Here is a 13086-nt window from a genome sequence, read left to right on the forward strand (position 1 = left end):
TGAGGCCATCGACCTGTGGGTCTGGTATGCCGGCTGGGCCGACAAGTACGTGCAGGTGGCCGGCAACGCCAACCCCGTCTCCGGCCCGTACTTCAACCTGTCCACCCCCGAGCCCACCGGCGTCGTCGCGGTTATCGCCCCTCAGGGTCCCGGTTCGCTGCTCGGGTTTGTCCGCGCCGTGGCGCCGGTGCTGGTCAGCGGCAACACGGTGGTGGTGCTCGGCAACGAGCGTGCACCCTTGGCGGCCCTGAGCCTCGGGGAAGTCCTCGCCACTTCGGATGTCCCCGCGGGTGTCGTGAACATCCTCAGCGGGTCTCCCGCCGAGATCGCCCCCTGGCTGGCCTCCCACGCCGACGTCAACGCGCTCGACCTGCTCGGCGCCGAAAACCTCGACTGGGTTGACCTGCAGATCGCCGCCGCGGAAACCCTGAAACGGGTTCTCCCGCCGGAGACCGGGCCCGAGGCCGCAGCCCCCTCGATCGACCGGATCACGTTCTTCACCGAGACGAAAACCGTCTGGCACACCAAAGGCCTGCTCTAGCCGCACCCGGACGGCTGTCCACAAAGAGGGATGTCTACAAACAGGGCCGTCCCACGCGCAAAAAAGTGGCGGACCCGCAGGGGAGCGGTTGCTCAACCACTCGTCTGCGGGTCCGCCACTTTTTCGTGGGCCGATGCCGTGTGTTGGATGCTGACTAGGCCTTGCGGTCACCCTCGGCGAGGGCGGGACCGGTGTCGGAACGGCCGAGGATGGTCTGCGGGATCCAGAACGCCAGGAAAAAGAGGACCAGGCAGGAAGCAAAGGCCCACACATTGTTCTGGTCGAAGAAGGTCAACGAAAAAATCGATCCGAGGAACAGTGCCATCATCACGGCGAACGTGATGACGTTGCTGGCCAGGTGGCCCTCACCGGAGTGGGTGGGCTGCTTGCGCTGAGCTGACTGTGTCGGCTGAGCTGACTGTGTCGGCCGGGCTGACCGTGCCGAGCTCGCGGGATGTGACATGGAGTCTCCTCGAAGATGTGCGAAACATTACTGACTCAACCATAACTGGATTCGCTGCAATCCGGCGCAGCGATCAGAGACCCAGCGACTCTTCGACGTCGCGCAGGACGGCATCCAGGCGGGCCCGCGCGGTGAGCTTCGCGGTGTCGAGTTCGGCGGCTGACTCCACCGGCTCGATTACCTCCAGGTAGCACTTCAGCTTCGGCTCGGTGCCGCTGGGGCGGATGATCACCCGGGTGTCATCCCGGGTCAGGAAGAGCAGGCCGTCGGTGGGTGGCAGGCCGGCATGACCCAGCGCCAGGTCCTGGACGACGTCGACGGCCGAACCGGCGAAGGACTGCGGCGGGTTCTCGCGCAGGCGGTTCATCATCGCGCCCAGCAAACCGAGGCTGCCGACCCTGACCGAGAGCTGGTCACCGGCGTGCAATCCGTACACGAGCGACAGATCGTCGAGCAGGTCAAAGAGGGTGCGTCCGTTCGCCTTGGTCGCTGCGGCAAGCTCGGCCATCAGCAGGCCGGCCGAGATGCCGTCCTTGTCCCTGACCAGATCCGGCGCGACACAGTAGCCGAGGGCTTCCTCGTAGCCGTAGGCCAGCGAGGGGACCCTGGAAATCCACTTGAACCCGGTGAGGGTTTCGGTGTGGGTGATGCCGGCGGTGGCGGCGACGCGGGCCAGCAACCGGGAGGACACAATCGAGTTGGCGAAGACGGCGCCCGTCCCGTGCGTTTCGGCCCCGTGTGCGTTAACCCCGTGGGCCCGCCGTGCGGCGAGGTGTTGACCCAGCAGCGCCCCCGTCTCATCTCCGCGGAGCATCCGCCACTCGCCGGTTGCCGGGTCCTTGGCTGCAACGGCAACCCGGTCGGCGTCGGGATCGTTGGCGAGTACCAGATCCGCGTCCTGGGCCACCGCTGCGGCCAGCGCAAGGTCAAGAGCCCCCGGTTCCTCGGGGTTGGGGAAATCGACGGTGGGGAAGTCGGGGTCCGGTTCGGCCTGCTCGGCGACAACATGCACGGTCCCGAATCCTGCCTCGGCCAGGACCTCCTGAGCGGTCCTGCCACCGACCCCATGCAGGGGCGTGAGGACGATGGAGAGGTCACGTGCCGGGAAGTGTTCACGGTCGGCCAGGGCGACGACCGACGTCACATAATCCTTGGCGATGCTGCCGGGGAGGACATTCCAGCCCTCAGGCGCGAGGACGATGCCGTGGAGGGGCCCGACGGCGGCGATGCGGGCGGCGATCTCGGTGTCCTGGGGAGCGACAATCTGGGCGCCACGACCGGCGTCGTCAACGGCCCTGCCGCCGAGATAGACCTTATACCCGTTGTCCTGAGGGGGGTTGTGGCTGGCGGTGACCATGACGCCCACCTCGCATTCCAGTGCGCGGACCGCATAGGCGAGCACCGGGGTGGGGAGTTCGCTGGGCAGCAGGAAGGTCTGGATGCCGGCCGCGGTGAAGACGGCGGCGGTCTCTTCGGCGAAGTTGCGTGAGTTGTGGCGGGCGTCGAAGCCGACGACGGCGCGGGGCACGTAGGCGCCATCGGCGACGCCGAGCACCTGCGCTGCGACACCGGCGGCGGCGCGGCGCACCACCACCCGGTTCATCCGGTTGGGGCCGGCTCCCAGGGCGGCGCGTAGGCCGGCGGTGCCGAACAGCAGGGGTCCGCTGAACCGGTCCTGTAGCTCCTGCGTCGCGGTGGCGTGGTCGTCGTCGACCTGCTCAAGCAGCGCCTCCAGCTCCGCTGCGGTTTGCGGATCCGGGTCCTCGGCCGCCCAGGCCCGGGCAGTCGCGAGGAGTGATTCGTGGTCGGCGTGCGTCATGACTTCAACTTACCTTTGGTCTGATGCTAGAGCCGGCTGATGATGTCAGCCAGCAAACGTGAGATACGGGGTCCGGCGGCGGCACCGGATTCGATGACCTCGGCGTGGCTCAGCGGTGCTGCGCTGATGCCGGCCGCCAGGTTGGTGACGAGGGAGATGCCGAAAACCTCCATGCCGGCGTGCCGTGCGGCTATGGCCTCAAGGGCAGTCGACATGCCGACCAGGTCGGCCCCGATGGTCCTGGCGTAGCGAACCTCGGCGGGGGTTTCGTAGTGGGGGCCCGTGAACTGGGCATAGACGCCCTCCTCGAGGGAGGGGTCCACCTCGCGGGCAAGTTCCCGGATCCGCGGTGAGTACAGGTCGGTGAGGTCGACGAACGTTGCGCCCTCGAGCGGTGAGGTGGCGGTGAGGTTCAGATGGTCGCTGATGAGCACGGGAGTGCCGGGAGTCCACTGCTCCTGCAGCCCGCCGCACCCGTTGGTCAGGACCATCACCTTGGCGCCCGCTGCGGCGGCGGTGCGCACCCCATGGACTACAGCCCTGACGCCCTTTCCTTCGTAATAGTGGGTGCGGGAGCCGACCACGAGGGCCCGTTTGCCCGAGGTTGTCAGGACCGAGCGCACGGTCCCCACATGGCCCTCGACCGCTGGCGCGGAAAACCCTGGGATGTCCGTGGCCTGAAGGGTGTGGGTGGTTTCGCCGATGAGTTCGGCTGCGTCGCCCCAGCCCGAGCCCAGCACCAGGGCAATGTCATGGCTTTCGACCCCCGTGTGGGCGGCAATATGGTCGGCTGCTGCGCGTGCCAGGTGGAAGGGGTCGGTCGGCGTCATTGACGAGGGGTTCGCGATCACTGACCAAACTTACCCTCAGTTCCCGGCCCGCGGCCACCGAGAGAGGGGCCCGGCGGGGGAGGCTGACCGTTTGAGCGCGCGGCGGGGATAGGACAGAATGGTCAGTTGTGACCAGCCAACTAGATTTCAGTGCCCTTCGAATCGCTATCCTGGGCGGCGGGCCCGGCGGCTATGAGGCGGCAATGGTGGCCGCATCGCTCGGCGCCAGCGTCACCATTGTTGAACGACAGGGGCTCGGTGGAGCTGCGGTCCTGACCGACGTCGTCCCCTCCAAAACGCTGATCGCGACCGCCGACATCATGGCCCAGGTTGCCTCAGCGCACGAACTGGGAGTGCGCTTCGAGAACACCGAGACGGCCTACGCGGATCTCGCCCAGGTCAACGCACGGCTCCTCAAGCTCGCCGGTGAGCAGTCGGCGGACATCACCCGGGCGCTGGAGCGGGTGGGAGTGAAGATCTTCATCGGTGAGGGGAAACTGCTCGACAATCACCGGCTCGAGGTCACCGCCGAGGGGGAAGCCACGATCATCGAGGCCGACGCCATCCTGCTGACGGTCGGCGCACACCCGCGGGAACTGCCCACCGCCCAGCCCGACGGCGAACGCATCTTCAACTGGACCCAGCTCTACTCGCTCACCGAGGTCCCCCCGAACCTCATTGTGGTCGGCTCGGGGGTCACCGGTGCAGAATTCGCTTCGGCGTACAACGGTCTGGGATCGCAGGTCACCCTGATTTCGAGCCGTGACCGGGTACTGCCCGGCGAGGATGCGGATGCCGCCGAAGTGCTCGAAAACGTGTTCAGGAACCGCGGGATGGCGGTGCTCTCCGAATGCCGGGCCCAGGGTGTGGAGCGGGTGGGCGACGGCGTCGTCGTCACCCTCTCCGACGGCCGGACCGTTGAGGGCAGCCACTGCCTCATCGCCGTGGGGTCGATCCCCAACACGGCCGGGATCGGGCTTGAGGATGCGGGGGTCCAGCTCACCGAATCAGGTCACATCAAGGTCGACGGCGTGTCCCGTACATCGGCGCCGAACGTATACGCGGCGGGCGACTGCACCGGAGTGCTGGCGTTGGCATCGGTCGCCGCCATGCAGGGCCGGATCGCCATGGCCCATCTGATGGGCGATAGCGTCACCCCGCTGAAGCTGAAGCAGGTTGCCTCCAACATTTTCACTGCCCCCGAGATCGCCACGGTGGGGGTCTCCGAGGCGGACGTCGACTCCGGCCGGTACCAGGGCGACGTCGTCAAGCTCTCCCTTCACACCAACGCACGGGCGAAAATGATGAACGTGACCGATGGGTTTGTGAAGATCATCTCCCGTAAGGGATCGGGAACGGTGATCGGCGGAGTCGTCGTCGGCCCCCGCGCCTCCGAGCTGATCTTCCCGTTGGCACTCGCGGTGACCAAGAAACTGCACGTCGACGACGTGGCGAACACCTTTACCGTGTACCCGTCGCTGACCGGCTCGATTTCCGAGGCAGCGCGGCGGCTTCACGTCCGCCTGTAGGGCGCAAAATTTAGGCTAAACCGGCCCAACAGGACAGGGCTGCGGTACCCTGACCATGAAACACTTCGTCCATATTCTGGACAATTTTATCCACCAGTTGGACCCTGCTGGTCTGATTGATGCATTCAACCACCCGATCGCGGTGCCGGCACGGCCGCCGTAGTGAGAGAAAGCCGCAGACATGTCAACAACCCCGTCCGCCGTCGACGCCGGTGCAGCAACGCCGAAGAATCCCAAGGGCCGCGTCATCTTCGCCAGCCTGATCGGCACCACTATCGAGTTCTACGACTTTTACATTTATGCCACGGCTTCAGTGCTGGTCTTCCCGGCGCTTTTCTTCCCGGATGCAACCCCAGCCAACGCGATTCTGAGCTCCTTCGCCGTCTTCGGCGTCGCCTTCGTAGCCCGGCCGCTCGGATCGATCATCTTCGGACACTACGGCGACCGGATTGGGCGCAAGGGGACGCTCGTCGCGTCGCTGCTCACCATGGGTATTGCCACGTTCCTGATCGGGGTGCTGCCGACCGCCCAGGTGGATGGCTGGATCATCCTCGCGCCGGCGCTGCTGGTACTGCTGCGGTTCTTCCAGGGCCTGGCCCTGGGCGGTGAATGGAGCGGCGCTGCGCTGCTCGCCACCGAGAACGCCCCGAAGAACAAGCGTGCCGTCTACGGCACGTTCCCGCAGTTGGGCGCCCCGATCGGCTTCATCCTCGCCAACCTGCTGTTCGTCTATCTCAACGCCACCCTCAGTGACGAGGAGTTCCTGGCCTGGGGCTGGCGGGTGCCGTTCCTGTTGAGCGCCGTCCTGGTGATCGTCGGACTGTACGTCCGGCTCAAGCTCATCGAGAGCCACTCGTTCCAGCAGGTCAAGGACAAGGGCAAGGTGGTGAAAATGCCGCTGGCCAGCGTGTTCAAGCACCAGTGGCGTGCCCTGTTACTCGGCACGTTCATCATGTTCGCCACCTACGTGCTGTTCTACCTGATGACGGCGTTCACCCTGACCTTCGGGACCACCCCGGCCTCAGTCGAGGACGCCAGGGCTGCCGCCGAAGCGGCGGGCCGCGGCTTCGACGACGCCGCCGCCGAGGCCTTCGTTCCCGGGCTCGGGATTGCGCGCGGGGACTTCCTCGTCATGCTCATCGTCGGCGTGGTGTTCTTCGGCATCTTCACCCTGGTGTCGGGTCCGCTGGCCGAGAAGTTCGGCCGCCGGAAAATGCTGATGGCCACCACCATCGGCATCGCCCTGTTCGGGTTCACCTGGGTGCCACTCTTCGGGGCTGGGACCACTGGCGCCATGGCGCTGCTGATCATCGGGTTCATCCTGATGGGGCTGACCTTCGGACCGATGGCAGCCATCCTGCCCGAGCTGTTCCCGGCCAACGTCAGGTACACCGGCTCGGCTGTTGCCTACAACATGTCAAGCGTGATCGGCGCCGCACCGGCGTCGTTCGTCGCTATCGCACTATGGCAACTCGCTGATGGCAGCACGCTGTTGGTGGGCCTGTATCTGAGCGCGGCAGCCGTCGCTACGTTCGTTGCACTCTGGTTGAGCCGCGAAACCCGCGACCATGACTACGACAACAACGTCGCCTGACCCGGCTGACTGACCCGCTGACACACAACGACGGCGCGGCACCTCCGGGTCCCGCGTCGTCGTCGTCGACGCGCCTGGGGACGCTTCACACAAGACGCCCACGTAGAATCGATCAGGAAATCAACCCAGCGGAGGCGGCATGAGTACCCAATCACTGGCTGACGGGCGCTACCTCCTGGGTGGTGTGGTGGGCGTCGGCGGGATGGCCGAGGTCTACCGCGCCCAGGACACGCGGCTCGGCAGGGATGTGGCGGTGAAACTGTTCAGGCCGGGCGCCGCGGACGGCGTCTCCCGGGGATCCGACGAGGCACGGCTGCTGGCGGGGTTGCACCACCCCGGGCTGGTGCGGGTGCTGGACATGGATTCGTCCGAAACGTCGTCTGGATCCACCTACCTGGTGATGGAACTGATCGAGGGACCGGATCTCGGCGCGGTCCTGGCTGACGGGGCACTGGCTCCGGACTCCGTCCGGCTGGCCGGCTGGGATGTGGCGCGCACGCTCGCCTACATCCATCAGCGTGGCATCCTGCACCGGGACATCAAGCCATCGAACATTCTGACGCGCAGCACCGAACCGGAGAGCGGGGTCTTTGGCTACCTGTTGACCGACTTCGGGATCGCTCGTTTCTATGATGCAGCCCGGCAGACCGCCACCGGGCTGACCGTCGGGACGGCAGCCTATCTCAGCCCTGAACAGGCCCGTGGCGGCACGGTTGGCACGCCCACTGACATCTACTCATTGGGGCTGGTGTTGCTGGAGTCGCTGACCGGCGAGCGAGCCTATCCGGGCACGAGCCTTGAGGCGGCGGTCGCCAGGCTGCATCGCGCTCCGTCGATTCCGGCCGGGTTCGGGCCGGCCTGGCACTCGTTGCTGTCCCGGATGACAGCCGACAATCCCGACGACCGGCCCACCGCTGGTGCTGTCGCCGCCGAGTTCGCCCAGTGGACGTATGCCGAACCCCCCACCGAGGCACTGGACCGTGACGCGCCAGCCGACAGGCGTTTCCAATTGTTCCTGCCCGGCGAACCGTCGCACCAGCCCGCGCGGACTGCTGTGACCCCGATACCGGACTCAGGGATGGCGACGGCTGTGATGGCGGCGCACCAACCGGCCACGGTCGTGCAGGGAACGGCAGTCCCGCAAGCCCTCGCTCAGCCGGCAACGGCGGTACAGCCGGCTGCGCCGCTCGAGCAGGTGCCGACCGCGTCGCGCGAGCCTACGCCGACCGCGTCGCGGGTTCCCCCGGACCGCCGGATGCCGTCAGGCCACCACCAACCCGGACGACGCCGGACCGGGCTGGTCGGTGTGCTTGTCGCCGTCGCAGTGTTGATCCTCGGCCTGGCGGTGGTGGTTGCCCTCAACCTCAGGGGACCGGCGCCGGTCGAAGAGTTGCCGGCGGTACCGGGCACCACCGGCGAACTGCTCGAAAAACTCTATGAAAAGGTGCAACCGTGAGGCGTCGGGCACACTACTGGGCTGCTGCGTCGCTCGCTACAGCGCTCCTGCTGGCAGGGTGTGGCACCCCGGACCTCGAATCGGGCGTGGCGGCCGGGTTCCAGGCGTCGGTCCGTGACATTGCCACTGCCGCGGCTGCAGGCGACCAGGCAGGCGCCACCCTGCTGGCTACCGAACTCAGCCAGACGGTCACCGTGGCTCAGGGCCAGGGGACCGTCACGGCTGACCGCGCGGCACAGATCCAGTCGACCATCGATGAGCTGCTTCTCGCCCTTGCCGCCGAGCTGGGCCAGCCCGCCCCGGCTGCTCCCCAACCCGAGCCAACGCCCGAGTCAACGGTCGAGCCAACGCCCGAGCCAACTGTCGAGACACCGGTGGACTCCCCGACGCCCGAGCCCACCGAGGCTCCCAGTCCGGCCGCCACTCCCGACCCGGCGACCCCACGGAATGATTCCGGGGATGACGATGAAGCCGACGAGCAGACTGAAAAAGAGCAGCGCGACGCCGAGCGCGAGCAGGAAAAACAACAGCGGGAACAGGAAAAGCTCGAAAAAGAGGCCGAGCGCGAGCAGGACAAGCGCGACGACGGCGGGTAGCCTGCGCAAGTGCCCAGCCACCCGGGGATCCTGGCGGGCCTGGACGTCTCTGCCCACCGGGGCGTGAAGCCTGGTGGGCAGGCGTGCTGCGGCTAGTCGGAAATGGCTGCGATCACGGCACCCGCGGCTACCGTGTCACCCGGCGCGGCGTTGAGTCCCGACAGGATCCCGGCCTTGTGGGCGGTGAGGGGCTGTTCCATCTTCATGGCCTCCAGGACGACGATCAGGTCTCCCTCGGCGACGAGGTCGCCGTCGGACACTGCCACCTTCACGATGGTGCCCTGCATGGGTGAAGTGAGGTCGTCGCCGTCGGCAGCCGCCGACGAGCCGCCGCGGGCACGCAGCGCCTTCTTCGGCTTCCCTGCTGACACCTGACGACCTGTGCCACCCAGCCCCGCAGGAAGCACCACCTCAAGCCGCTTGCCGGCTACCTCGACGGTGATGCGTTGGCGGCCGCCGTCGTCGTCGGGCGCGGAATCCTGCGCCTCCCCGGGGTTCCACGGCTCGATGGTATTGATGAACTCGGTCTCGATCCAGCGGGTGTGAACCGAGAAGGGACCGTCCACCGGGGCAAACGCGGGATCCGCGACGACGGCGGCGTGGAACGGCAGCACCGTCGGCATGCCGGTGACCTGCATTTCCGTCAGGGCGCGGCGTGCACGCTGCAGCGCCTGGGCGCGGGTAGCGCCGGTGACGATGAGCTTCGCGAGCATGGAATCGAAGTTTCCGCCGATGACCTCACCGGCTTCGACGCCTGAGTCGACCCGGATGCCGGGACCGGTGGGGAGGGTGAAGGTCTGGACGGTGCCGGGGGCGGGCATGAAGTTGCGGCCGGCGTCCTCACCGTTGATGCGGAACTCGAAGGAATGGCCGCGCACCTCCGGGTCGCTGTAGCCCAGGGCCTCGCCGCGGGCCAGGCGGAACTGTTCGCGAACCAGGTCGATGCCGGTCACCTCCTCCGAGACGGGGTGCTCCACCTGGAGGCGGGTGTTGACTTCGAGGAAGGAGATAGTGCCGTCCTGGCCAACGAGGAACTCACACGTGCCGGCGCCCCGGTAACCGGCCTCGCGCAGGATGGCCTTGGACGCCTCGTAGAGCTGGCGATTCTGGTCGTCGCTGAGGAACGGGGCCGGCGCTTCCTCAACCAGCTTCTGGTTGCGGCGCTGCAGGGAGCAATCGCGGGTGGAGACGACGACGACGTTCCCGTGGGCGTCGGCAAGGCATTGGGTTTCGACGTGGCGGGGCGCATCGAGGAACCGTTCCACGAAACACTCGCCCCGCCCGAACGCCGCCGTGGCCTCACGGACCGCCGATTCGTAGGCTTCGGGAATGTCGGCTGCGTCCCGGACCACTTTGATTCCCCGGCCGCCGCCGCCGAAGGCAGCCTTGATGGCGAGGGGTAGCCCGAACTCGTCCGCAAAATCCTGGACTTCGCGGACCGAGCCGACCGGATCTTTGGTGCCGGGCACTAAGGGAGCGCCCACCTTCTCTGCGATGTGGCGGGCTTTGACCTTGTCGCCCAGCTGGGAGATGGCGTCCGGCGAGGGGCCGATCCAGGTGATGCCAGCGTCGATCACCTTCTGGGCGAAGTCGGCGTTCTCGGACAGGAAACCGTAGCCGGGGTGGATGGCGTCGGCGCCGCTGCGTTGGGCCGCCTCAAGAATGCGGTCCATCATCAGGTAGGACTCCGCGGCTGTGCTGCCGCCCAGACCGTAGGCCTCATCGGCGAGCCGGACGTGCAAGGCATCCCGGTCAGGATCCGCGTAGACGGCGACCGACGTTAGCCCTTCGTCGCGGGCTGCACGGATGATGCGCACCGCAATTTCGCCGCGGTTAGCGATCAGGACCTTTGAAACGGGGTGTACTGCAGCGGAAAGGGACTCGCTCATGGTGTGGTCTGGCTCCTTCGTATCTCTTCGGAGCCTAGCGCCATAGTGTCGTCTCTGCCCATAATCCATGCGGATAGCGCGTGTGGCGGGTGCTTTCTTTGTAGGGATGCTACAAAGGTTCCGGGGGCTTGCGCGGCTAGGCCCAGAAATCCATCACGGTCAGCCCTGCGGAGGCGAGCAGCCCCCGCAGCGTTGAGACACTCAGCCCGATGACGGCGTGCGGGTCGCCGTCGACCCGGGTGATGAACGCGCCGCCCAGACCGTCGATCGTGAACGACCCGGCCACCTGCAGGGGCTCGCCTGTGGCGACGTAGGCGTCAATCTCGTCGTCAGTCAGGCGGGCGAAGTGCACCGAGGCGGAGGCGACGGCGCCCACAGTGGCCCCCGATCCGCCGTCGGACGGGTCGCGCGTATCGACGAGCCAGTGACCGGTGTGCAGTACGCCGAAGGAGCCACTCATTCGGCGGATCCGGGCCCGCGCGATCCCGGGCTCCCACGGTTTGCCGTGCGCTTCGCCGTCGAACTCGAAGATCGAGTCGCAGCCGATCACCAGTGCGCCCCCCGACCCGCCTACCGAGGCAACCGCCTCTGCCTTGGCGCGGGCCAGCAGCAGAGAGGTATCACAGGCGTCGAGCGGGCCGTACTGGGCGGCGACGGCATCCTCGTCCACGTCCGAGACGAGCACCGAGTGGCGGATACCGGCGTCGGATAGGACCTTGGTGCGGGCCGGGGACGCGGAGGCGAGGATGAGGCGGGAAGTCATAGCCCAGCCTAAACACTTCTGCTCGACGCCCCCAACCCGCTCCGGTGGTCACCCTGGACTGTTCCGGGGGTCAAACTGGACGGCCGGGGTCGAAATTTCCGACCGGAATGTCCAGGTTGCCCACCCTTCCGCCGTTCGGCCCGTCTAGCTGCGGGTGTTCGCCAGCTCCGGCGTGACCTCTGGCCTCTCCTCGGTGGGAAGGTTGTCATCGGCGAACGGGTCGCCGGTGCGTGCAGCGTTGTACAGATCGGTGTCCAGAATGCCTTCCCGCCTGGCCACGATGGTGGGGATCAGTGCCTGCCCGGCGACGTTCAGGGCGGTGCGCCCCATATCCAGGATGGGGTCGACGGCGAGCAGCAGGCCCACGCCCGCCAGGGGGAGCCCCAGCGTGGAGAGGGTCAGGGTCAGCATGACGACGGCGCCGGTGGTTCCCGCGGTCGCAGCGGACCCGAGCACCGAGACGAGCGCAATCAGGAGGTACTGGGTGAGGCTCAGCTCGATCCCGAAGAACTGCGCGACGAACAGGGCAGCGATCGCCGGGTAGATGGCAGCGCAGCCGTCCATCTTGGTGGTCGCACCGAGCGGGACCGCGAACGATGCGTAGGCGCGGGGCACGCCGAGGTTCCGTTCGGTGACCCGCTGCGTCAGGGGCAGGGTGCCGATGGAAGACCGCGAGACGAAGGCCAGTTGGATGGCAGGCCAGGCGCCGGAGAAGTACTGCCGCACCGACAAACCGTGGACCCGGATCAGGATCGGGTAGACCACGAAGAGAACCAGCGCGAGTCCCACGTACACGGCCAGCGTGAACTTGCCCAGGGATCCGATGGTGTCCCAGCCGTAGACGGCGACGGCGTTGCCGATCAGGCCGACCGTACCGAGCGGAGCGATCCGGATGATCCACCAGAGGACCTTTTGGATCACTGCCAGCGCCGAGGCTGTGAAGTTCAGGAAGGGTTCGGCTGGCTTACCCACCTTCAGCGCCGCAATACCGACAGCGATCGCGACCACCAGCACCTGGAGCACGTTGAAGCTCAGGGCTGTGGTGAGGTCACCGGTTTCGCCGGCGGTGGTTGCAGCCCGCAAGCCGAGGAAGTTCGCCGGGATGAGACCGGTCAAAAACGCCCACCAGCTGCCGGTCCGCCCCGAATACTCGTCAGGGGGTGTCGCGCCGGTTCCTGCACCCGGCTGGAAGACCGTGCCCAGGCCGATGCCAATGACGACGGCGATCAGCGCCGTGATCCCGAACCACAGGAGGGTCTGGCCGGCGAGCCGGGCCGCGTTGTGGACGGCGCGGAGGTTGCTGATGGAGCTCACCACCGCGGTGAAGATCAGGGGGACGACGGCGGCCTGCAGCAACGAGATGTAACTGGTGCCGATCGTCCCTAGGGTCGCGCCCAGCGCGTTGGGGGTCTCCTCGGTGTGGCCGGCGTATTTGGCGAGCAGGCCCAGGCCCAGCCCGACCGCCAGGGCGGCGAGGATCTGGGGGCCAAAGGAGGTAACCCACCTGGGTAGCCGGGTGCGGGATTTCGTTTCTGTAGTCACTCCAGAACCGTAGGGCCGCTCAGGTGAGCTGTTGTAGCGGGCATTGCGGAATGTTACCGGGCCG

The 13086-nt window shown here is 67.0% G+C and carries 11 protein-coding genes; 5 read left to right on the forward strand and 6 right to left on the reverse strand.

The features are described from left to right. A partial coding sequence (locus tag ACX80O_RS15250; RefSeq protein WP_459333951.1) for an aldehyde dehydrogenase family protein occupies positions 1 to 541 on the forward strand: 541 nt, incomplete at its 5' end. A gap of 154 nt (positions 542 to 695) precedes the next feature. Here the strand turns inward: ACX80O_RS15250 and ACX80O_RS15255 are convergent. The 3 genes from ACX80O_RS15255 to ACX80O_RS15265 form a co-directional block, all read right to left on the reverse strand. Then, entirely contained in the window at positions 696 to 1004 is a 309-nt protein-coding gene (locus tag ACX80O_RS15255) for a hypothetical protein (RefSeq protein ID WP_459307818.1), read from the reverse strand. Positions 1005 to 1077: 73 nt separating this feature from the next. After that, positions 1078 to 2823 (reverse strand): phospho-sugar mutase, encoded by a 1746-nt coding sequence (locus tag ACX80O_RS15260; protein ID WP_459333952.1) that lies wholly within the window; start codon positions 2821 to 2823, stop codon positions 1078 to 1080. 26 nt (positions 2824 to 2849) lie between these two features. Further along, positions 2850 to 3653: a purine-nucleoside phosphorylase gene (locus tag ACX80O_RS15265; protein WP_459333973.1), complete on the reverse strand. Its 804-nt coding sequence runs from the start codon at positions 3651 to 3653 to the stop codon at positions 2850 to 2852. A 128-nt stretch (positions 3654 to 3781) separates the two neighbouring features. On the opposite strand from ACX80O_RS15265, the gene ACX80O_RS15270 reads away from it, so the two are divergent. From ACX80O_RS15270 to ACX80O_RS15285, 4 genes are all read left to right on the forward strand, one after another. Then, a complete protein-coding gene (locus tag ACX80O_RS15270; protein ID WP_459333953.1) occupies positions 3782 to 5182 on the forward strand; it encodes an NAD(P)H-quinone dehydrogenase in 1401 nt (466 codons plus the stop codon). Between the two features lie 181 nt (positions 5183 to 5363). Further along, entirely contained in the window at positions 5364 to 6776 is a 1413-nt protein-coding gene (locus ACX80O_RS15275) for an MFS transporter (RefSeq protein WP_459307821.1), read from the forward strand. A gap of 139 nt (positions 6777 to 6915) precedes the next feature. After that, complete coding sequence (locus ACX80O_RS15280) at positions 6916 to 8232, forward strand: serine/threonine-protein kinase (RefSeq protein ID WP_459333954.1); 1317 nt, start codon at positions 6916 to 6918, stop codon at positions 8230 to 8232. Next, complete coding sequence (locus ACX80O_RS15285) at positions 8229 to 8828, forward strand: hypothetical protein (RefSeq protein ID WP_459307823.1); 600 nt, start codon at positions 8229 to 8231, stop codon at positions 8826 to 8828. The genes ACX80O_RS15280 and ACX80O_RS15285 overlap by 4 nt, the downstream gene beginning before the upstream one ends. Positions 8829 to 8920: 92 nt before the next feature. Here the strand turns inward: ACX80O_RS15285 and ACX80O_RS15290 are convergent, their stop codons facing one another. The 3 genes from ACX80O_RS15290 to ACX80O_RS15300 form a co-directional block, all read right to left on the reverse strand. Continuing rightward, positions 8921 to 10717: an acetyl/propionyl/methylcrotonyl-CoA carboxylase subunit alpha gene (locus tag ACX80O_RS15290; protein ID WP_459333955.1), complete on the reverse strand. Its 1797-nt coding sequence runs from the start codon at positions 10715 to 10717 to the stop codon at positions 8921 to 8923. A gap of 136 nt (positions 10718 to 10853) precedes the next feature. Then, the gene (locus tag ACX80O_RS15295) at positions 10854 to 11480 is read right to left on the reverse strand and encodes a Maf family protein (protein ID WP_459333956.1); all 627 of its coding nucleotides are present in this window, start codon (positions 11478 to 11480) and stop codon (positions 10854 to 10856) included. 144 nt (positions 11481 to 11624) lie between these two features. Further along, positions 11625 to 13022 (reverse strand): dicarboxylate/amino acid:cation symporter, encoded by a 1398-nt coding sequence (locus tag ACX80O_RS15300; protein ID WP_459333957.1) that lies wholly within the window; start codon positions 13020 to 13022, stop codon positions 11625 to 11627. Positions 13023 to 13086 lie beyond the last annotated feature (64 nt).

The organism is Arthrobacter glycogeni, assembly GCF_054511155.1.